Genomic DNA, 20975 nt, shown 5'->3' on the forward strand with positions numbered 1-20975 from the left:
ATGAAAAGGACCCTGAAGGGAAAGATGGAGGTTGGCGGCGCGGTACTTGAGTACGACAAAATCGAGGGTGAATCGCCCGGCGTCTTCTTCCTCGGCGGCTTCAACTCCTGCCGCGCCGGGGAGAAGGGGAACGCCCTTTACGACCTCTGCGAAAGGGAAGGGCGGTCGTTTCTGCGCTTCGACTACTCCGGCCACGGCTGTTCGGGGGGCGATTTTTCAGCTTCGACAATCGGGAAGTGGAAGAGCGAGGCGCTGACAGTCTTCGACCGGTTTACCGAAGGGGAGCAGATAGTCGTCGGGTCGAGCATGGGAGGTTGGTTGGCGCTGATGCTGGCGTCGGAGCGCCGGGAAAGGGTCAGGGCGCTCGTCGCCGTCGCCCCCGCACCCGACTTCACCGAGGAACTCATCCGCAAAAAGCTCACACCCGAAGCGAGGCGCATCCTTGAAGGCGGCGGCAGGATTCCCATCCTGCCCGACGGCGCGAAAGAGCCGGTCTTTATATCGCGGGAATTTCTCGAAGAAGCGCGGGAACATCTCCTGGCGGGGAAAACCCTTGAGCTTTCCTGCCCCGTCCACTTCCTCCACGGCCAGTGCGACTTCCACGTCCCCCCCGAATTCTCCATACGGACCCTAAGGAGCATAACCGCCCCCGAGACCGCCCTCGAACTCATAAAAGGCGGCGACCACCGGCTGTCGCGGCCGGAGAATCTCAGGGTGATACTGGAGAGGGTAAAGGCGTTTTTTTAACGGTGCAGGCCATTTAACTGATTTTGTAACCATTTGGTTTTGTTTATCTTTTTAAATCGCCATTTCCCCTGATACCCCCAAAAATACCCCAAAAAGTGTTGCCAGAGCCCTCCGTAGTAAGTGCGGGTCTATGTGCCTGGCTCTGGTTTCTGCTTCGCTCATGGCTTGCCCGCGCCCTTAATCTTCTTGGCTTTAGGCGGTTTGGGGAGCGCCCTTGTCGCTCGTTCAAAATCAGCATCCACAGAGCGTGGCTGCGAAGCTGCCTTTACCTTGTACTTGTCGTACTCAAGCTCGGCCTTTGTCTGCGCCATCTCATGGGATATTCGTCCGGCGTGGGTTAGTATGTCGCGCTCGTTGAGGCTCAGGAACGCATCCAGTTTTTTGGTCCAGTCGGCCATGTGCATCGGTATTCGCCTCATGGCCTGGCCTTCGGCAAAAATCAGGTACTGCTCCACAAGATTGTTGAGAGCCGCCAATTCAGACTCAGTCAGAAAATTTTTACGGCTACATCTTGCTTACGAATCACCGCACCGCGCCAACTTGTCAGCCCCATGTTCGGTTTATCGGCGTCCGCCCGGCTGTGGACTATTTCTGCGGCAGTCTGGCCGGTAATCGCCCAGTGGACCTTGTTTTGTACCGTCTTAAAGAAAGCGAGACTGATTTCATGAGTGGGGTCATAATCTACGCTGGTGGCGTAAATATCGGTGATTTTCTGGTAAAAGCGGCGTTCCGAGGTGCGAATGTCCTGAATCCGCCGCGTCAACTCTTCAAAATAATCGAAGGGTTGGTCAGGATTTTTCAGGCGTTCGTCATCGAGCACAAACCCCTTGACTATAAACTCCCTGAGCCGCTGGGTCGCCCACATTCTGAACCGGGTCGCAACATGGCTCTTCACTCTGTAGCCGACCGAAATAATCATATCCAGATTGAAATATTCAATTTCGCGGGATATTTCCCGCCCGCCCTCGTTTTGAACTGTTGCATATTTTGCAACAGTTGCCTGCGCGCCCAGCTCTCCCTCGTCGAGCACATTCTTTATATGGCGAGAGATTACGGATTTATCGCGCTGGAAAAGTTCGGAAAGCTGGTTTAAGGAAAGCCAAACCGTATCGCCATCGAAGCGAACGTCGATTTTCAGCCTGCCGTCCTCAGCGGGATAAACTAAAAATTGACCTTCAGGCTTAAGATTTTTTTTGTCTCCCATTTTCTTCATTTTCAGGCCAACCATTCGCAAGTCAAGTATAAGTCAAGTTTTGTGTCAACCGCCTTACAACTCCTCGCTGAAGGCTTGATGTGGGAGTATCTGATAAAGCCGGGGCGATTCACTCTCACTTTTTCCCTTCGATGAGGGCGATTTCGTCTTCGGTGAGGACGTAGAGGGCGTAGACGATCTGGTCGATCTCGGCTTCTAGGCGCGGGACTTCGGGGGCCTCGGGGTTTGCGAGGATTTTCTTTACGCGCTCGATGATAAAAGCCATGCTACCTAAGACAAAATCATTGAGATTCTGAAATAATTTTAAATGCGCTAAGACCACTTATTGCTTCCAATTGTTTCCTCACTGGATGGCAAAAATCATAAAGCCGATTAAACTCACTTTGTATTATAAGTATTTTATCTTCCTCTTTTAAAATGTTTGAAATATGTTTTAGCTCAACCAAATTTTTAAAAATAATATTATCTAATTCTTCTGGGAAATAAAGCTCGTAAAATAATCCATTTATAATGTTCTGAAAAAAACAAAACAGTGTGGGGTATTTTACCATTTCTATTTGCATCATATAGTCAGCAAGAATTTGTGTCATTGACGAGCCAATTAAAGCGTTTTTTGGTACAGGGAAATCATTAACCATATCTTTAGTAAAAGTTATTCCTTGGTTGTAGCTTGACCCTCTGTATTTTTCCTTTATATAAAAAAACATAATAGGCGTATTTAATAGAAGCAATAAAAAATATAAATTTTCCTTACTCTTGGAAGTAACAACTAATGTTGATTTTCCCGGAACAATGTTGCCTTTTATATCAATACAAGCATCTAGTAGGGTCAATCCTTTTATTATTATTTTAGGTTTTATGGATTTTTGGCCATAAGTATTGCTGAATGCAGCTAAAAAGTCACTTCGCATTACATATGGAAATTCATATTTATCCTTAAGATAAGTCATCTTATTCTGTTTCCACTTGGAAATATATTTACCTATAGTTCCGGTATTAATTACTGCAAGAGCGTCCTTGGATGATAGTATTGATGTGGTTCCGCTTTTAATAAACTGTTTTAATTTGTATGCATCAGAAGTTGCACATGCGCTTTCGCATTCGCCAATGTCTTTTAGTTTTGTCTTTATTCTTTCAAATTTAAGCAGCAATTGGATATGATCGCTAAATAGCCAATCAAGGGAAAATGCACCGCCTATAATGTTTTTATCAATTTTCTTCGTTGAAATATGTTTATCTTTAAGGAACCCAACTTCCATATATTGGTGATTGCATTTTGATATTCCTGTTATTACAGAATCAACTTTCGCTTCAAGGAAAACTTCACGTCCTGTTTCAACAACAAAAATAAAATTATTGATTGCATTCTTTCTAAGTTCTTCTCCAAATGGTTTCGATAGCCATTTGTCAGGGGTAATATAAACCAGCACACCGGATTTGTTTAATAAAGACAAACCTTTTTCAAAAAATGCAATGTATATATCCCAATTTCCTCTTGTGAAATGCATTGTTTTTGAAATAATTTCCCTGTCATTTGCAAGCTCGCCCTTTGACATGCTTTCAGAATCAATATAAGGCGGGTTTGCTATTACTACGTCAAATCCATTTTTCTTATGCCAGACTTCGGAGAAAAAAAGTTTGAAGTCGAAATTAACCTTGTGTCCGAAAACCTTTTCAGAGTTGACGAGACGAGCCTGAATTTCCGGGTTAATTCGGGCTTTCAGGTCAGCTTTAAGTGAAAAATTTGCTGTATCGTAAAATTCACGCTTTAGCTTTTCAATTTTATCGAAAGCTTCGCTTGACCAGTTCTCCGGGAACCCGATGAGCGAGTTTCCGCAGACGATCTTGTAATCGAGGTTTGGCAGGGGCTTTATTGTCAGGAAGTCGTCTTCGTCTACCACGAGCGAAAGCCAGAGTCTTAGCTTCGCTATGTCTACCGCGCCGCAGTCTATGTCCACCCCGTAAATCGATTCCTGTATCGCGTGGCGCTTGAGGTTGTAGACGGTTCTTTCCTTTTCGTCCTTGAGGTAGGTCGAAAGGGTTTCTCTCGCCCGTACCACTTCATGGAGCATACCCACGGGAAAGGCCCCGGAGCCAATGGCGGGGTCGCAAATCTTTATATCCTCCAGCGCCTCGTCGATGCGCTTTGCGCTGTCGCGTATAGATTCAGGGACTTTGTATTTTATCCTTCCGGTTTCCCGCCCTTTTTCTTCGACTATCTGATCATTCTCTATACCGAACTCTCCAACGCGGATGAAGGTTTCAAGGTCTTCGCGTGGAATCAGCGTCGGCCCTGCTTGGGCCGCAAGCTCCAACTGTTCTTTTGGCCGCGCCATTTGCGCCGGGTCGAAAAGCTGGCCCTGGGGATTAGCCAGGGGCGCATAGCCCACGCGCCCGCCGTTAAGCGTCGAATCGAGGTAGTTTATAAGGCTCTCCCGGCACATGTAATGGACGATCTCGCGGGGAGTGTAGTACGCGCCCTTGTCGTGGCGGTCTTTCACTTCCAGAAGGTTCTCGAAGACCTTTCCCAGCATTTCCGGGTCAACGGCCACCTCCTTTTCAAGCGGCTCGTCTTCGCGCACGGTGAAGTTGTAGAGGTCGAAGGTATCGAAGACTTCCTTGAATACGGAGTCGCTTATCAGTATCTCCGTATCCTCCCAACTGTAATTACCTATCGGCTCGAAGAGACCGCCGTTGAGGAAGGGTATCTTGCACCTGAAGCGGCTGTAGTAGGAGGCTTCGCCCCTGTCTGTAGCAAGGGCTTCGTAAAAGAGGGGTTCGAGTATGTCGTTAAAGAAGTTCTCGTAAGGGACAATCTCTTTTCTGAAGAGCTTCTGGAGAAAATCCTTCGGCCCGCTTCCCCACTTGCCGAAGTTGCCTTCTGAATCCTTCTTGACGCCCAGCCAGCCCTTTTTCTGCAAAAAATACAAAAAGACTATCTGACCCAAGAGCTTCTTGGCAAAATCGCCGGTGTTTACCCCTTTGGCCGTGAAGTCTTCGCGTATCTTCGGGTCTTTTGCAACAAGTCCTTCAAGCTCGTCATGCAACTGGAGGTAGAGGCCCTTGTACTTCTCGAAAAACTCCTTCGTGACCGATTCGATGTTGAAGGCGCTCTCGATGGCTTCGAGGGTGGGGTTGTTTTTATCGTCCTGAAGGATAGGTAATAACTGCTTCTGGGCGGTGTGGTTAGGCTCGTTCTTGCCCACCAGAAAGGAGTAACGGCGGGCGGGGGTGAGCTTTTCTTCAGCGCGGGTTACGCCCTCTTTTTCTACCGGGACGTATTCCATGCGGATAAAAGAAAAGCGCCAGTCCTCAAGCCCTTCGGTATGGTAGGCGACGAGAGCGGCCTCTTTGAGGTACTTGGCGACAAAGTTTCTCTGCATGGTGCGGGCGCGGTCTAGCGCGGTTTCTCTTTTTAAGGTGACGACGAGTACGTCAAGCTCTTTGCCGTTCGGGTCGGTGTATTTGCCCAGCCTTTTGAACTGGCGGATGTGATCTTTGAAGGCGTCCGGTATGCGGTTCCCCTGGCAGGATTTAGCCTCGTCCGTATCGAGATCGTTCAGAAGATTTTTGGCGAACAGTCTGAAACGCCCTTCGTCAAAGGAATTGCGGAAGGTATCTTCTATGATCCGCTTCGCTTCTTCCTGATTCACTCGATTACCGCCTTCCCGATGAGATATTCAGACAAAATCACTTCGCGCACGTTCGAGCCGTCGGCCTTCAACTGCCTTTTGCCCTCAAGGAGCGAGGCGGGGATGTTCTTTTTCAAAATCCCCAAAATCTTCAACGGGGCGTCTACCCCTGCGCGTTCGAGTTCGGGCTTCAATCTCTTGCTGGTGTTTTTAGGAATAACACCATCTTCAAAGGCCCTCAGAACCGCCTTGAGGAAGTCTTCGTCATCATCGGTGAAGCCTTTGAAGTGCTTCACGTCAGAGCCTTTTATTCGCCTGATTATGTAGCTCTCGTTGGATTTGCCGCCGTGGGCGGTTTTCTCAAGGGGTTCGCCCGAAGTGATTTCGTCGAACTCCTTTTTGCTACTTTCAAGAAGCCGGTAAAACCCTTTGTCCAGACGCTCTCTTGGTTCTTCCTTGTCGCATTCAAAGAGGTCTACCGCCTCGAAGAAGGAGATTTCGCCGGCGTTTTCAGCATCGGAAAGAAGGAACTTTTTTAGCTTCCCCTTGCGGAAAAAGGTAACGAGCCTGTCTTTGTTAAACGCGGACACGCGGGCCGATCTCGCCTTCTTGGGGAAGCGCTTTACTTTTTCAAAAAGAGCGGGGTTGCTGTCTCTGACTTCCCGGATTTTTTGAAGGTACGCCAACTCGGAACGCTCGCCCTCGTCTTCGCCTTCAATGGTTTTTTTGTCGTTCAGTTTTTTATACAGGCTGTCGCCAAAGAGCTTGTGGGTCGATACCTGTTCATCTGTCGAAAGGTATTTTGCATCCTCGCCCAAGGTATCGTGAAAAGCCTGTAACTTGGCCTTGATGTTGTCTTCAAGCCCTAAGTGCGCGTCGGATTGGGCGGTGGGGAAGAAGTTGAATACGTGGACTTTCGTATGCTGGCTTCCTACCCGGTTTACGCGGCCAACCCTTTGCAATACCCGCGTGGGGTTCCAGGGGAGGTCATAATTTATGACGATATTTGAGCGGTGAAGGTTGATACCCTCCGCAAGCACGTCGGTCGTTATGAGTATCTGAATGTCATCCTTCGGCTGTTTATACTTTGGGTCGTAATTCTCTTTTATCTTGTCTCTTGCGATTGCGACGGTGTGTTCCACCCCTGCCAGCTTGCCGCCGTCGCTTGAAAAAAACATTACCTTTCCGGGGAAATGACCGTCGAGGTTCCGGTATAGATGATCCCCGGTTTCTCTCGATTCGGTAAAGACTATCAGCCTGCTTTCCTTGAGAACGGGGTTCTTTTGCAGTTCGTTCACGAACTCGTCGAGCTTGGGGTCGCTGTTTTGCGCTTTCCAAAGCTCCTGTACCTCTAGCAAAAGCTCAAGGTCGCTGTTTAGCTTCTCGATGAAATCGTCCCTGAAGGCTTCGGCGGGGTATTTATCGACCTTTTCATCTTCAACAAGTCGAAGCAAAGCTTCTTCGTCATCGTTGTCTATGTAGTCGTAAACGTTCACGGTTTTGCTTATGTAGATTGTACCGCTGTCGTGCATTTCAATGAATCTCTGGTAGGACTCGATGAACCGACGAAGGGTGTTTTTGAAGGCGTAAAAACTGCTTTCGAGGCGCTTTACCAGAATTACCTTCATAAAGCCGCCGACGTTTTGCTGTGACTGCCTTTGAAGGTCGGTGATCTTTTCTTTCAGGAAAAGAAGCGGGGTGTAGCGGGCGTAATCGAAATCTTTAAGAAGTGTAATCGTAAGGTTGAAAATGACGCTGGTCTGATCGTCAAAGGAATAGATGATTCTTTCGGGGTTTGCAAGTTCCGGGAAGGAAAGACCCTGCTTTTCCATATCCTTTCCGAAGAAATTTTTAACCTCGGTGCGCGTTCTGCGAACCATTACATGGTTTAAAACTCTTTCCCTCATAAGCCGGGAAGTTTCCTTTAATTCCTCGATGTAGCCGGGATCGGATTTTGAAAGCCTCTCAATCCGCTTTTTCAGGGAATTGAAAAACTTGTCCAGATCGGGAACGCCGGGGATTGTGCTTTTCTTGGTGGCCTGAAAGAGCTTTAGCTGGCTGTATATGTCTTCAACGGTGTTGTTCAACGGTGTTGCCGAAACCAGAATTACCTTTTTCCCGTGGCATATTTGATGAAGTTTTTCATAGCCTTGCGTGACTTCGTTTCGGAAACGGTGCGCCTCGTCGATGAAGATATAGTCGAACTTTTCGTAATTGCCCCTGATTATGTAATCGAGCTTTCCAAGCGATTCGACCTTGAAACCGCGAACCCCGAACTCGATAAAGGTTTCTTCCCAATAGTCCTTCAGAACCGGCGGGCAAATCACAAGGATTTTGCCCCTTAACTGCTCTGCCAGAAGGGCGGAAATAAAAGTTTTCCCCAAGCCGACTACATCCGCAAGAAAGACGCCGTTGTATGCGTCGAGTATCTTTTTAGCGGCGACTACAGCCTGTTTCTGGTAGTCGAGTTCCATGAAACCGTCAGGAAGGCGGGTTTCAAACTCCTCGTCTATGTTTATGTCTTCCTTGAAGTATTCATAAAGGAGCTTTAGGTAAAGCTGGTAGGGGGTTATCTGGTCATTCAGCCAGGTCTTTTCGTTGATGGTATCGACGTACTCTTCGGAAATATCGACTGCTTCCTTCCAAAGGGTTTCAAACTGCTCCAGGGCAAACTCTACATCGGCCCGGTTTTTCAGTTCGACGTTAAATTCCCGGTTTGCGACAAACCCGGATTCGGAAAAATTGCTTGAGCCGGTTACGACGCGGCCAAAATCGCGGTCGTCTTCGCCGAACCTGCTTATGTAGACCTTTGCATGAAGATTCCCGCTTGGATACGCTTTGATCTCCATCTTCCCGCTTTTTAGAAACTCGATGAATTTGCGGATGCCGATTTCTGTTTCATAATTGTCGGGGGAATTGTCCATCTCTTCCGTTAAAGTGAGAGAAAAGATTTCTTTCGTTTTTTTATGTGATTCAAAATCTAGATATGTTTGGACGGGGCGGTAATCGAGGACTTCGTATATTTTCCGGTCAACATTCAGCCCGACGAGAATGCGAATTTTTTCGATGGATTCAAGGGATTCGTAAAGCTGGTGAAAGCCGCTACTGCGGAAGTAGCCTACCAGAACGTCGAAGTATTGAACGTCCTTGAGGGTCTTTTTGAAGCGGTCGAGAAGGGTGAAGCCGGGTTCGTTTGTGAAAAAGGTGCGGTCGGTATGCATATCTGCTCCAATATCGGCAATTTCAACCTTGCCGATGATATGCACAAACGCCAGCGGGGTCAACCGGAGGGGAGAATTTCAGCGGTTAGCTTCGATCTTATCGTTTTGTGAGGCGGGAGGGCTAACGGGTTCTGGCAGGGGGAAATCTTTGCCCTGTGCAAGCGCCTCTATCCTTTTTATGAAATATCGCCTGTTCACCTTCGAGCCAGCCAAGCTGGCATTTATCGAATTGCGTATCAGAAGCTGCATGACTTCGTCGCTGATCCTGATTGTCTTTATCGTGGTTTCGTCGCTATCCCTCGTTGCCTCGTCGTCTTTCCTGAGCGAAGCGAGTTCTTTTTGTTTATAGCCGCAAGGACACGCCGCTTGTTATCCGATCCATCGGGAAACACGCTGAGGTTGGCGGCAAGATTATCCAGCCCTAGATACCTGGCTTTTATTCCGGGATAATCAAGACCCAATTCTTTGAATTGTTTTTTTTGGAAAAAGGAATCGTCTGCCGGGGTAAAAGGTTTTTGCTCTTCCATTTTTTCGGCCAGAATCTTCATAAGCCCACCGGCCATCTCGTAGTCTTTAGCGACCCCGCAGTAAATAATAAACTCGATAAAGCTTTCCAAATTTTCGTCGCTTATCATCGGCTCTATTTACACCCCCTTCACAGGCGGAGAATATATATGGCCCTCTTTCTCTAGCGCGTGTTCGGGGTTCTGTCAAAGCCTTTAAAGACCTTTCAGCGACGCTTTCACCTGTTAAACCGTAACGCCTAAATTCGCTCCAATAACCCCGTAAAGCCCATCGTACTTGTGGCTATCCCTGCTGGACTGATAGACGAGGCCGTAACAGGTGCGGCAACCGAAGTAATGGCCGCCGGAGGGAAGGTAGAGCTTTGAAACGCGCCTTCCGCAATAGCGGCCATTTTTCCAGAGTTGGCACCTTGCCCACCATCGCTTTCCGCCGAAGTTGGGTAGGGTGTATTCGAGTCGGATGGTTTGCTCAATCGGGGTTTTCTCGCCCGTCCAGCCATTTGTTATGGTGTAGGAGAGGGTCATAGAGGCTTGATGTGGATTAAGGTTTTTCAAGGTCACGCTGATCGAAGAGCCGCTTGTCCAGGTCAGAGTGCCTCCGTAAATTCCCAGTGTTTTGATCTGGTTCTTCCGCATAAGACGCGAAATATCCAGCCTCATGCAGTCTTCGACCAACAGCTTTTCCGCATCCCAAGGGCGCTCTTCACAACAAATGAGCCTTTGTAGTCGTAAATCGACCGCATCAGCGCGCCCACGTCCTCGGGATTCGTAAGGGCGGCCATGTGAGTTGTAGAGGGAGGTTTTAAAGCGCCTTTGAGATCGTGCGTCGGGTCGCGTTTTGCACGGCCTGTTGCGACCGCATAGCGGAAAGACCTGGCCGCTTACAATTTTCATTCTTCTGGCGGTATCGACCGCTCCACGGTCTTCCATGCGCCGCAAGACCGCCAGCACTTCGGGAGCTTCGATTTCAGCTATGGGACGATCACCAAGCCAGGGGAAAACATTTTTTTCCAGGCGGGTAATTATGGCGTGAGCGTGGCTTGCAGCCCACGAGTCTTTGAATTTTTCATGCCATTCGCGGGCCACGACTTCAAAGCTGTTTGCGCGTCCGTTTTCCCCTGCCGCTTTTTGAGCCTTTTTTACAGCGCCGGGGTTAACACCATTGGCGAGTAATTTCTTCGCGTCCTCGCGCCTCTGGCGAGCTTCTGCAAGGGATATTTGGGGGTATATGCCAAGGGCAAGCAATTTGCTCATACCCCCAAAACTGTATTTAAATCTCCATAGCTTCCCGCCAGTAGGAGTGACGAGCAAAAACAGCCCTCCCCCATCAAATAACTTTACGTCCTTTTCCTGGGGTTTGGCGTTTCGCACCTGCACGTCAGATAGCGCCGTAATCCTTTTAGGCATGGGCTTTTCCTCCGTTTTGGGGGTACGCGAAAATCTTTGGGGGTATTTTGTCGGAAATATACCCCCAAAAACTTAGGATTCCATTATATTTTCTAGGAAGCGTTAGGACAAGGACAAAGAAAAAGGCCCTGAGTTTTCAGGGCCTTTCGTATCTTACCGGACGTTGCCGGATTAGCTATTGGTGGCGGTGCAGAGACTTGAACTCCGGACACTGCGGATATGAGCCGCATGCTCTAACCAGCTGAGCTACACCGCCGGGGAGTTGCGTTTTTTATATGAAACGGGGCGTTCCTGTCAAGCGCGTTTACGCAAGCGCCCAATTAGAAAACGTCGCGAGAAGCCCCGGAGTCGAGGAGCCGCACAGCGAGTCGCGAGACAGTATGAGTCAATACGGCGAGCGGCGAGCGAGCACGCGACGAAGAAGGCGGGGCTCGCAGCAGTTTTCAAACAATCAGAAACCGATTATCTGGGTCGTGTATTCCTTGGTCAGCACTCCGGTGGTCTTTATCAGCGCCCCGTAGATCCGTTTGTCGTGAAGGCCGAGGGTTATGGCGGTAAAGTAGCCGGTGAATTTTGGGCTCTCGGCGATTTTCCTGAGGGTTACGCCGTCCCAGCGGTACGCGGCTATCGAGCCGTTGTCGTAGGCTTTGGCCCTGGTGTACCTCGCCCCTTCTATGTTGTCGTGAAGATAGAGAAGTCCGCCGTGCTCTACCGAGGGGGTGTTTATCTCCCAGCTCTGGGGCAGCTCTCCGCCTTTTTCGGCGCTCTGGTCGCCCTCAAAGTAGACCCTGCCGCCCTTTACGAAATCCTCGGAGCTGTAGAGCTTTTTCATCTCCGGATCGTAGATGCGAAGGCGGCCCGCGGTATCGGTGAGGGCCAGGTGGACCGCTCCGGAGGTTGAGCGTATCCATTCGACGTTTATCGGCGGCACCGCGTCGGGGGTGGGTATCTTCTCGCCGCGGTTAAATTCCTTGCCGTTCCAGTTGTAGTAATAGAGATTGGGGTCGAAGATCTCGGGTGCGCCCTTCGAGGGAAGCCCGTAGAGAATCTTCCCCTTCTCGGGGCGGTCAGCGTAGCGCAGAAACCCCCACACCCGCTCGCCTACGGGCTTTGGCTCGTCGCCGTCCAGCCTGAAGGCCTGGGTGTAGACGTTGTCTTCAAAATTGCCCGCAACGAATATCTCAAGCTTTCCGTCGCCGTCGTAATCTCCGGCGGAGGCGTACTGACCGTAGAAATTGCTGTCGAGCTTGCGCCTCCATATTTCCGACAATACCGGCCTGGTCTTCAGGAGGACGAGTATGTTTCCCCTTACGAGGGCGAGCAGCTCGGTGTCGCTGTCGTCATCGGCATCCACGGAGACAAGCGACAAAACCTCTCCCTTTATCTCTCCCTCCACCTTGTAGTCGGAAAGAAGCTCGGCGCCGGGCCGTTTTTGCGCTGCGGCTTCCGCCGCCGCTATCCCCGGAGAAACGCTTGCCTCCGCCAGAAGCTTCTTTTTAAGCTTTTCGGAGACCTTTCCGAGAGCTTCCATCAGCTTTTCGGAGGAGCTCACCGTCTCGAAGGCCCTCTCGCCGGAGATTTTCCCCTCGGCGTGAACCAGAGCCGCATCTACGCTGTAAACCCCGCCAAGCTGGGTTATCGTGGTCTTTATGAGCCAGTCGGGCTTGATGGCGGGGTCGGCGGTGGTTCTGACCTCTATGTTGCTGTCGGCGACCCTGCTGGCAATGAGGGACTGGAGCCCGCCGCCGAGGGTAGCCACCTCGGGGCTGTTGTAGACGTCCACCGACTCTATGCGGACGACGAGGGCGCTGGCGCTCGCCGCGACAAAGAGAACCGCGAGGATTGACATCAGATAGCGAAACGTTTTCATTTTTCCATCCGCATATTTACGAATTTACTTTCCCTTGGCGAAACTATAATACCCTGATCGCGCCACTATGACATGGTCAAGAAATCTTATTCCCAATAATTTCCCGGCTTCCATCAGCCGCGAGGTCAGCTCCACGTCTTCCCGGCTCGGCGAGGGGTCGCCGCTGGGGTGGTTGTGGACGAAGACGACGCCCGCCGCCCCCTCCCTTACCGCGGCCCGGAAAGCCTCTCTCGGGTGGACCAGGGATTCGTTCAGGGTTCCCTCGCTTATCCGCTCTTCCCGAAGAACCCGGTTTTTCGTGTCCAGAAGAAGGCAGTAGAAATTCTCTTTTTCGAGGTAGGAGAGCTTCCCCGCGAAGTGGCGGTAAACGTCGCGGCCGTCAGCTATCGCGCTGCCGTTGCGAAGGGGAATGTCGCCCACCCGCCTCGATATCTCAAGGGAGGCGAGTATCGAGGCGGCCTTGGCGAGCCCCATCCCCTTTACCGCCGCGATCTCGGCCGCCGTAAGCTTCAAAAGCCCCTCCCAGCTCTCGCCGCCGAGCTTCCAGAGATCGCGGCCTACGTCAACCGCGGTGCGCCCCCCGCCGCTCCCGGTGCGTATCAGTATAGCCAGGAGTTCCGCCGGGCAAAGCGCGCCCGGCCCCATCGCCAGCAGTTTTTCCCTGGGCCGCTCCTCGCCGGGCCAGGAAAGTATGGTGCGGCTTTCTTCTTTCATTTTATCCCCCCTTTTTTAAGGCTGCCAAAAACTGCTGCGAGCCCCGTTTCCTGCGTCGCGTGCTCGCTCGAAGCTCGCCTAACACCCGGTTATGTCTCGCTTCTCGCTGCGCGTCTCCTTGTAAACGTGTTTCTCGCGACGTTTTTGAACAGCCTCTCTAAGACCTGTTATTTAAGTTATTTCAACTCCCTTTCGCTGCAGGCCAGGGCGAAGGCCATTATCTCTTTCACGGGAACCCCGGCTTCGCGCGAGAGTCTGGCCGCGTCCTCGAATTCCGGCGCTCTGTTGACGATTTTCCCTTCCAGCTTCGCCACCTTCACCCGCACCTCTCCCCACGGGGTCTTCGCCGTCTCGTAGAAGCGCTCCAGCGCAGTCCTTCGGGTCTTCGTCTCCCTCACCCCAAGCGCCGAGGAGTTTAAAAAGATAGTCCTGCGGACGGAGTCAGCCTCGCCGGGCCTGCAAAGGGCTCCGAGAAGAAAGGCCGGGCGGCCCTTTTTCATGATAATCGGAGCAATCCAGGCGTCCAAGGCTCCGGCGTCGAGGCAGCAGCCGATGAGCACGGCCATTATCTCCGGCGAAAGGTCGTCTATGTTGGCTTCCAGCACCGAAAGGCTTTCCGTCTCTTCCACGCTCCGTCCGAGGTAGACGACTGGCGCTTTTCCCGCCGCCCTTTCGAGGACGAAGGAGGGGGTTTCGTCATGCTTCGTCGCCGAGAGAAGAAAAACCACCCCGGCAACGTCCATAGGACCGGCCCTCCCTCCCACCTCGCTACCGGCGAGAAGCCGGGCAAGGGTGGGTTCGCCGCCGGGGGGGAGGGGGAAAAGGCTTCGGGTCGCCGTGAGTCCGCCGAGACTTTGCAGTGAGGAAAGGGCATGGGAGATAGCCGTTTTTTCCTCCGGGGAGAGGGTAATCCCCGCCTTTGCGGCGATTTCGTCGTACGCTCCGCCGGAGGGCGAATTACCCCCGCTAACCGGCGACCCGCCGAGGGCCGACAGACCTTCGGCTATCCCCTTCAGGGAGAACCCGCCGGACAATCTGAAATGCACCACCTTTCCCATGCTGACCTCTCTTTAACGAGAGCCTATCAAAAGGCGGCCCTTGCGCCACAGAAAAAAATGCTGCCGCCTCAAGAAAGTGGTTGCGTTGACCGGCAATCGGATTATATAAACCCGCCGTAACCGCTTGGGAGTTTTTAAATGGAACGAAGCAGTGAAAAAAGACGTGAACCGCGCCGCGCAAAGGTGAAGGCCAACGTGTGGATCCGCGAAACCGCCGAGGAGAACGCTCCCCTCGTGGCCGGAAAGGTGCGCGATCTGAGCTACGGCGGCCTTTGCTTCACCGGCAGGCGAAAGTTCGGCAAAAACTCCCTCGTATACATGCTTCTCGAAACCGGTTACGGCCTCGTGAGGGCCTCCGGGCGCGTCGCCTACGTCCAGGAAGAAGCGGGCTCGGAGGGCATGGTGGAGACCGGGGTCGCTTTCTTCGATTTCGGCCTGTACGCCCGCGACGCCATCTCAAAAATTATCTCAAAAAATATCCATTAAGCTATACTACTCCCCGATACTCTCCAATTATCCGTAACGTCAGAGGTGAATTGTGTCCGGGCCTACCGAAGAGACACTCCTGCGCGCAGAAGCTCTCAAAGCGGAGATAAACCGCCACAATTACCTCTATCACGTCCTCGACGCACCGGAGATCTCCGACGCCCGGTTCGACGAGCTCTTCCTCGAACTCCAGCGCCTCGAAGAGAAATATCCCTCTCTGCGCACTCCCGATTCACCCACCCTGCGCGTAGGCGCGCCCCCCCTGGCCGAATTTGTGCAGGCACTCCACCCCTCGCCCATGCTCGGCCTGGAAAACGCGATGTCGCTGGAGGAACTCGCCGATTTCGACCAGAGGATCAAGAAATTCCTCGGCATGGAGGAGGATCTGGTCTACTCCTGCGAGCCGAAGTTCGACGGACTCGCGGTCGAGCTGACCTACGAGGGCGCGACTTTCGTCCGGGGCTCGACGCGCGGCGACGGCGTCACCGGCGAGGAGGTCACGGCGAACCTCCGCACCGTGCGCTCGATACCGCTCAGACTCAGCGGAAACCCTCCGCCTCTCGTGGACGTGCGGGGAGAGGTGGTGATGCTCACGGAGGATTTTCGGAGCCTCAACGCCATGCAGGAAGACCGGGGCCTTCCCCCCTTCGCCAACCCCCGCAACGCCGCCGCCGGTTCGGTGCGCCAGCTCGACAGCAAGATCACCGCCGAGCGTAAGCTCTCTTTCTTCGCCTACGGTATCGGCCGCCTCGAAGGGGAGACCCCTTCCACGCAGGAGGAGGCGATGGATATCATCTCCTCCTGGGGGTTCAGGATAAGCGAGAACCGCAAGACCGTCAAAGGCATAGAGGCAGTGGCGGAATTCTGTAACAGCATCGAAAGGCTGCGCGAAAAACTCCCCTTCGAGATTGACGGCTGCGTAATAAAGGTCAACGACCTCGCGCTGCAAACCCGCCTCGGCGAGAAGTCCCGCTCCCCCCGCTGGGCTATAGCCTACAAGTTCAAGCCCGTGCAGGCGGTGACCCGCATACTCGACATAGTCCCCAGCGTGGGAAGGACCGGGGCGATAACCCCCGTCGCGCACCTTATGCCGGTGCAGGTCGGCGGGGTGGTGGTCAGCCGCGCGACCCTTCACAACATGGACGAGATCGAGCGCAAGGGGGTGCTGATAGGAGACACCGTCGTCCTCCAGCGCGCGGGAGACGTGATTCCCGAGGTAGTCCGCCCGCTCACCGAAAAGCGCGACGGCTCCGAGCGCCCCTTCGTGATGCCGAAAGCCTGCCCCGAATGCGGCTCCCACGTGGTGAGGCCCGAGGGCGAGGTTGTCTACCGCTGCGAGGGGCTGGACTGCCCGGCGCAGATAAAGGGGCGGCTGCGCAATTTCGTCTCGCGCAGGGCTATGGACATCGACGGCTTCGGGGTAAAGCTGATCGAGCAGCTCGTGGAGCAAAAGATCGTCCGCGACGTGGCGGACATCTTCAAGCTCGACAAAGAGACTCTCGCCTCCCTCGAAAGAATGGGGCAAAAGAGCGCGGAGAACCTCGTAAACGCCATCGAGGAGGCCAAGGGGCGCGACCTCGCGCGCTTTTTGAACGCGCTGGGCATCCGCCACGTCGGCGAGGCCACCGCCCACGCCCTCGCAACCCGCCTCGGGACTCTCGAAGCCATTATAGGCGCTACGAAGGAAAGCCTTCTCGACATAGAGGAGATCGGCCCGGAGGTGGCCTCCTCGATAGTCGAGTTCTTCTCCGACGAAAAGAACGTAGCCTCTATCCGCAAGATGCAGTCTCTCGGGGTGAACCCCGCCCCCCTCTCCTACGGCGGCGAAGCCTCGCCCCTGGCGGGAATGACCTTCGTGCTGACCGGCTCCCTCGCAAGGATGACCCGCGAGGAGGCGAAGGAGAGCCTGAAAAGGCTGGGGGCAAAGGTATCCTCTTCGGTCTCCTCGAAGACCTCCTACGTGGTGGTCGGAGAAGACCCCGGCTCCAAGGCGAAGGCTGCCCGGGAACTGGGAGTACCGATACTCTCAGAGGAGGAGTTCGCGTCGCTGCTGGCCGGGGCGAAAAAGCCCGCGCCCGTGGCGTTTGCGGGTTCCGGGGCCGCTAATGCCGGAAAGCCCCCCGCGCAGGGGTCGCTCTTTTGATTTTCCAGACTTGTTGACAATCTTTTTCAGGCGGTAACTCTTGATGGACAACTTCACTCTCTTAACTCATTACGCGGCGATGGCCCTCTACACAGCCGCCTTCACCTTCGCCCTCGTAAACTTACGGGTAAAGGTTAAGATCATCGACCGGCTGGCGACAGGAGCGGCCCTGGCGGGCCTCTTCGCGCAGGTGCTCCTCTTGGCGGTGCGCTGGTTCGTAGCGGGGTTTCTGCCGGTGACGGGGCTCTTTTCGACCCTTCACTTTCTCTCCATCTTCGTTATGGGAATCACCGTTTACTTCCTCTTTCGCTACGGGGGGAAACCGCTTCTTCCGGCCTCCGCGCTGCTGGCCCTGATCGCCCTCTGGAAGGGCGGCGCGGGGCAGATGGCGCTGGCTCCCCTCACCCCGGCGCTCGACACCCCGCTCTTTTTCCTCCACGTGGCCACCTCCTTCGCCGCTTACGGGCTTTTCGGGGTCGCTGCGATTGTCTCCGTCTACCGCATCGCCAGCCTCTCCGCCTCGGAACACGGGATGGAGCGCCGGATGCTCGACGAATGCCTCTACCTAGGCTACATCCTCTTTTCCTGGTGCATGATCGCCGGGAGTCTCTGGGCCTATCTGGCGTGGGGGAGCTATTTCACCTGGAGGCTGAAGGGGCTCTGGTCGACGATACTGTGGTTCTACTACTCCGGAGTCCTTCACGTGCGAAACAAGCCGGGGTGGCAGGGGAGGCCCCTGGACCTTCTCGCCATAGCGGGCTTCGCCCTTACTCTCTTCACCTTTCTCGGGCTGAGTCTCATTTTCGACGAAGCCTCCCATCCCCTCAAGTAAGACGGTGCAGTGATGGCAGATCAATTCTCTGAAAAAAACCCCGCCGCGCGCGGAGCGCTCTTTTTGTGGGATCTTCTCGTCAGCCCCACCGCTTTCGTCTTTATCTCCATCGCCTGGTGCCTCGATCTCGGTCTGGGGTCGCTTCGGGCCTTCAAGGCGGACCCGCAGTTCTGGATGAAGATGGATTCGGTTCCCTTCAGCCAGTGGCTGAGGGAGAGCGCCCCCCAGCTCTGGCCGGGTTCTCTCTGGGTCTATATTCTGGCCGGGCTTACCTGGCTCATGGTCCTCAGCCTACTTCTCTGCACCGCCAACTGGTTTTTCCGCCGGAGGAAGAGGTACAGGGGGATGGGCGAGGTGCTCGTCCACCTCGGCTTTCTGCTGGTCTTCGCGGGATACGTGCTGGGGAGCGGCTGGGGGACGAGGGTCCAGAACATCTCGCTGGGGGAAGGGATGGAGACCGAAATCGCCGCCCTCGGCCTGCGTCTCAAGGTGAACGACATCTCCGTCACCCGCGATCAGCGGGGCAACGACCTCGACACCGCCAGCGCCCTCACCCTCATGGATGCGAACGGCGCTGTGCTGAAAGAGGGGACGGCGAGGCTGAACCACCCCCTGATAAACGGCTCGACCGTAGTTTACCCCAATGGGAACTCCACCGGCGCGAGGGTAAAGGTCTCGGTGGAGGGAGGCGGGCAGTTAGAACTCGGACAGGGAATGAAGGCGAAGATCCGCGACGGACTTTATCTTTCGATACGGGGCTTTTTGCAGGAAGGGGGACGCTGGGGGAAATGGGTGGGCCCCGGAGTCTTTCTGACCCTCTCAGGCGAAGGGGATAAAAGCTTCATGACCGGCTATCTGGGACTTGCGCCTTCGCTTCGCACCGCGAAGTTCGGCGACGACAACCTCACTCTGGAAGGGATTTCGGAGACCGAGGAGGCTGTCTTCAGCGTCCACCGCGACCCCGGCATCCAGCTTGTCCTTCTCGGGGCGCTGATACTTACTCTGGGGACTTTCTGGGCATTATATGGCTATCTCGCCAGGACGGGACCGAACGACTGAGGGATTTTGGCGGGGCGAAATACCGGCGGGCGACGGCGCTTCCGTCACCCGCCCCCGAACAGAGCCGGGAATACAAACCGGGAGTCAGACGAGCGTCTTTACGCGGCCGCCTTGCACCCCCTTTCCGGGTGAACCTTTTTAATGAGCCCTTCCAGTTCCATCAGGGAGGCGAGCATCTTACGTGTGCGCGCTTCCATGCCGATGAAGCGCACGGCCACCGTGTAGCCCCTCTCCTCGTTCGTTTCGCTGCGGACGACCTCGCCCCGTATCTTCAGAACCCTGCCGTCGAGGTTCAGCAATATTTCCAGCCGCGTTTTTCCTTCAAGCGGCTGCAGGCTCTCGAAGGTGCAGCCGCCGGTGCTTATATCGCCTGTTTTGACGAGCCCTTCGAGACCGTCGCTCTCGCGCCGCACCAGCATCGGGTGAGACTCGTAAAGCCTCGGTTCTCTATTGCCTTCCCTGGCTTTTTCTTCCATTTGAAACCTCCGGAAAATCTTCCTCAGGCTGCGGAGCTTTTAATTTCTTCCGTAAGCCTTCTGGCCTCGTCCTCAATATCGAGCTTCAAAAGCAGGTAGTGCTGCCCGGGCCTTTTAAGCACTGAAACGACCTCTTCCGGGCTGACCATAACCACGTCCGGGCCGCTTACGGCGAGAACCCTCTGGGCGAAGGGATTTTCGAGCCCCTCCCGCTCCCGGAGGTATTTCGCGACTTTCCTGAGCGCCCGGAGAGAAACCCCCTCCAGACGGAGTTTTTTTATCACCCGGAGGGCGACGATGTCGGCGAAGGAATACTTCCTGCGGTTACCCGTGCCCTTGCCTCCACGCGAAAGGGCGGGCCGCAAAAAACCGCTTTTGTCCCAGACGTGCAGAGTTATACGGCTGATTCCCGTAAACCTCTGGACCTCCCCGGCTCCGAAGCTTCCCGCAACCCCTTTTTGAGGGCGCGCAAAGCCCTCTTCTTTACCGTTTTTCACACCCGTGGTTTTTACTGTCAAAATTAGTCACCCGCTATAAGCGTTTTTTCTATTTTAGTTTATATACGTAAACTAAAATTTGACAAGACACAAAATCTGGTGGTTTTGCGTTTATTTTCACCGACTAGTTGGGCTCGTGACGTTTTTCTGCATCTGCGCGGGAGGAAAGGTGCGGCTGCTCAAAAAAGAATTTAATTATCGCCTCTTGCCAATCCATCCCGAATAACCGACAATCGGCGGTTGAATTTTTATTTCATTGGAGGAGAGCGCAATTGGGCAAAAGAGGGGTCGCAAGCTTTCTTTTTCTGGCAATGATCCTTTTGGCAACTCCCCGCCTCTGGGCTCTGGACGAGTGGGCGCTGGAATCTTCCGGTGCGCCGCTTCTCGTCCCGCCCTTCAAGCGCGAGGTTTTCGCCGGGGAGGTATTCCGCGCCGGGCTCGTGCAGGGGCAGGCGCTGAAACTTACCTTCGACGGCGGAAACCGCGGAGGAGTGGTGCTCGCCATACCGGTAAAAGACAAGACGGCGCTGGCGGAAAAAGAAGTCCTGAAAAGCGGCGTGCCCGCTGTCATGGTCTACTCGGCGGGGGAAGCCGACGGGGTCGCCGTCCGGGTTTTCACCGGCGCGGGCAGCCTCACCGGGGAGCTTGAGCCGATGGACGAAAAAACCGTCTCGGAGGGCGAGACGGCTGAGTTTGCGATGGCTCCCGGCATAGAGGCTATCGGCAGGTTCATAAATGTTTCGGATTTCCGTTCCTCCGTCACCTACGAATTCTTTTCCGGCCAGACTTCGGTCAGCCGCGACGCGGCCAGATCGCGCACCATCACCCTGGACTTTCGCGGCTCCAGCAAGGACAAGCGGTGGGAGTGCGAGGGGGACAAAATGGTGGTCAAGGTCCATCGGGGCAAGATGATAGTCAAAGCCGGGCAGCCCTTCATAGAGAACCCCGCCGCCGCGAAAAAGTGATTCAGGGCTTATCCGTAAATAGGCCTTTCGGAAATCGCGCCGGATTTTGAGAGCGATTTTGTCGCGAAGATTGAGTAAAACCGCAGGCGTAGTTGTTCTACGTCGAGGTTTTGCGATTGATGAGCGGCAAA

Annotated in this window: 15 protein-coding genes, 1 tRNA gene and 1 pseudogene; 6 read left to right on the plus strand and 11 right to left on the minus strand. The window is 53.9% G+C overall.

Annotated elements, in window-relative coordinates:
* Complete coding sequence (locus EPN96_11395) at positions 1–747, plus strand: alpha/beta hydrolase (GenBank protein ID TAL15878.1); 747 nt, start codon at positions 1–3, stop codon at positions 745–747.
* A 158-nt stretch (positions 748–905) separates the two neighbouring features.
* Here the strand turns inward: EPN96_11395 and EPN96_11400 are convergent.
* The 9 genes and pseudogenes from EPN96_11400 to EPN96_11440 form a co-directional block, all read right to left on the minus strand.
* A pseudogene (locus EPN96_11400) lies at positions 906–1951 on the minus strand (hydroxyacid dehydrogenase).
* A gap of 290 nt (positions 1952–2241) precedes the next feature.
* The gene (locus EPN96_11405; protein TAL15879.1) at positions 2242–5613 is read right to left on the minus strand and encodes a class I SAM-dependent DNA methyltransferase; all 3372 of its coding nucleotides are present in this window, start codon (positions 5611–5613) and stop codon (positions 2242–2244) included.
* Positions 5610–8813 (minus strand): helicase, encoded by a 3204-nt coding sequence (locus tag EPN96_11410; GenBank protein ID TAL15880.1) that lies wholly within the window; start codon positions 8811–8813, stop codon positions 5610–5612. Before EPN96_11410 ends, EPN96_11405 begins: the two co-directional genes overlap by 4 nt.
* 275 nt (positions 8814–9088) lie before the next feature.
* A complete protein-coding gene (locus EPN96_11415) occupies positions 9089–9448 on the minus strand; it encodes a hypothetical protein (protein TAL15881.1) in 360 nt (119 codons plus the stop codon).
* A gap of 114 nt (positions 9449–9562) precedes the next feature.
* A complete protein-coding gene (locus EPN96_11420) occupies positions 9563–10744 on the minus strand; it encodes a DUF4102 domain-containing protein (GenBank protein ID TAL15882.1) in 1182 nt (393 codons plus the stop codon).
* A 179-nt stretch (positions 10745–10923) separates the two neighbouring features.
* Positions 10924–11000 (minus strand) — tRNA-Met (locus EPN96_11425).
* Positions 11001–11195: 195 nt separating this feature from the next.
* Complete coding sequence (locus tag EPN96_11430; protein TAL15883.1) at positions 11196–12614, minus strand: VCBS repeat-containing protein; 1419 nt, start codon at positions 12612–12614, stop codon at positions 11196–11198.
* A 24-nt stretch (positions 12615–12638) separates the two neighbouring features.
* Positions 12639–13328, minus strand: coding sequence for a JAB domain-containing protein (locus EPN96_11435; protein ID TAL15884.1), 690 nt, complete (start codon positions 13326–13328; stop codon positions 12639–12641).
* A gap of 176 nt (positions 13329–13504) precedes the next feature.
* Positions 13505–14386, minus strand: a complete 882-nt coding sequence (locus tag EPN96_11440; protein ID TAL15885.1) for a DUF111 family protein — start codon at positions 14384–14386, stop codon at positions 13505–13507.
* Positions 14387–14524: 138 nt separating this feature from the next.
* On the opposite strand from EPN96_11440, the gene EPN96_11445 reads away from it, so the two are divergent.
* The 4 genes from EPN96_11445 (at position 14525) to EPN96_11460 (ending at position 18906) form a co-directional block, all read left to right on the plus strand.
* A complete protein-coding gene (locus tag EPN96_11445; protein ID TAL15886.1) occupies positions 14525–14872 on the plus strand; it encodes a PilZ domain-containing protein in 348 nt (115 codons plus the stop codon).
* 79 nt (positions 14873–14951) lie between these two features.
* Complete coding sequence (ligA, locus tag EPN96_11450; protein TAL15893.1) at positions 14952–17015, plus strand: NAD-dependent DNA ligase LigA; 2064 nt, start codon at positions 14952–14954, stop codon at positions 17013–17015.
* 43 nt (positions 17016–17058) lie between these two features.
* On the plus strand, positions 17059–17847 hold the full coding sequence (locus EPN96_11455) for a hypothetical protein (GenBank protein ID TAL15887.1): 789 nt from the start codon (positions 17059–17061) through the stop codon (positions 17845–17847).
* A gap of 12 nt (positions 17848–17859) precedes the next feature.
* Entirely contained in the window at positions 17860–18906 is a 1047-nt protein-coding gene (locus tag EPN96_11460; GenBank protein ID TAL15888.1) for a hypothetical protein, read from the plus strand.
* Between the two features lie 98 nt (positions 18907–19004).
* On the opposite strand, the gene EPN96_11465 is transcribed toward EPN96_11460, so the two are convergent.
* Complete coding sequence (locus EPN96_11465) at positions 19005–19382, minus strand: PilZ domain-containing protein (GenBank protein ID TAL15889.1); 378 nt, start codon at positions 19380–19382, stop codon at positions 19005–19007.
* Between the two features lie 23 nt (positions 19383–19405).
* Positions 19406–19903 carry a MerR family transcriptional regulator gene (locus EPN96_11470; protein TAL15890.1) on the minus strand — a complete coding sequence of 166 codons (498 nt, stop codon included), beginning with the start codon at positions 19901–19903 and terminating at the stop codon, positions 19406–19408.
* Positions 19904–20151: 248 nt separating this feature from the next.
* On the opposite strand from EPN96_11470, the gene EPN96_11475 reads away from it, so the two are divergent.
* The gene (locus EPN96_11475; GenBank protein TAL15891.1) at positions 20152–20844 is read left to right on the plus strand and encodes a hypothetical protein; all 693 of its coding nucleotides are present in this window, start codon (positions 20152–20154) and stop codon (positions 20842–20844) included.
* Positions 20845–20975 lie beyond the last annotated feature (131 nt).

It is taken from the genome of bacterium (assembly GCA_004322275.1).
GTDB lineage: Bacteria > Desulfobacterota > Deferrisomatia > Deferrisomatales > BM512 > SCTA01.

Bases quoted from the DNA above. Each gene is read 5' to 3' on its own strand.
- EPN96_11395 (TAL15878.1), top strand. From the start codon at position 1: ATGAAAAGGACCCTGAAGGGAAAGATGGAGGTTGGCGGCGCGGTACTT.
- EPN96_11410 (TAL15880.1), bottom strand. From the start codon at position 8,813: ATGCATACCGACCGCACCTTTTTCACAAACGAACCCGGCTTCACCCTT.
- EPN96_11415 (TAL15881.1), bottom strand. From the start codon at position 9,448: ATGATAAGCGACGAAAATTTGGAAAGCTTTATCGAGTTTATTATTTAC.
- EPN96_11420 (TAL15882.1), bottom strand. From the start codon at position 10,744: ATGCCTAAAAGGATTACGGCGCTATCTGACGTGCAGGTGCGAAACGCC.
- EPN96_11430 (TAL15883.1), bottom strand. From the start codon at position 12,614: ATGAAAACGTTTCGCTATCTGATGTCAATCCTCGCGGTTCTCTTTGTC.
- EPN96_11435 (TAL15884.1), bottom strand. From the start codon at position 13,328: ATGAAAGAAGAAAGCCGCACCATACTTTCCTGGCCCGGCGAGGAGCGG.
- EPN96_11440 (TAL15885.1), bottom strand. From the start codon at position 14,386: ATGGGAAAGGTGGTGCATTTCAGATTGTCCGGCGGGTTCTCCCTGAAG.
- EPN96_11445 (TAL15886.1), top strand. From the start codon at position 14,525: ATGGAACGAAGCAGTGAAAAAAGACGTGAACCGCGCCGCGCAAAGGTG.
- EPN96_11455 (TAL15887.1), top strand. From the start codon at position 17,059: ATGGACAACTTCACTCTCTTAACTCATTACGCGGCGATGGCCCTCTAC.
- EPN96_11460 (TAL15888.1), top strand. From the start codon at position 17,860: ATGGCAGATCAATTCTCTGAAAAAAACCCCGCCGCGCGCGGAGCGCTC.
- EPN96_11465 (TAL15889.1), bottom strand. From the start codon at position 19,382: ATGGAAGAAAAAGCCAGGGAAGGCAATAGAGAACCGAGGCTTTACGAG.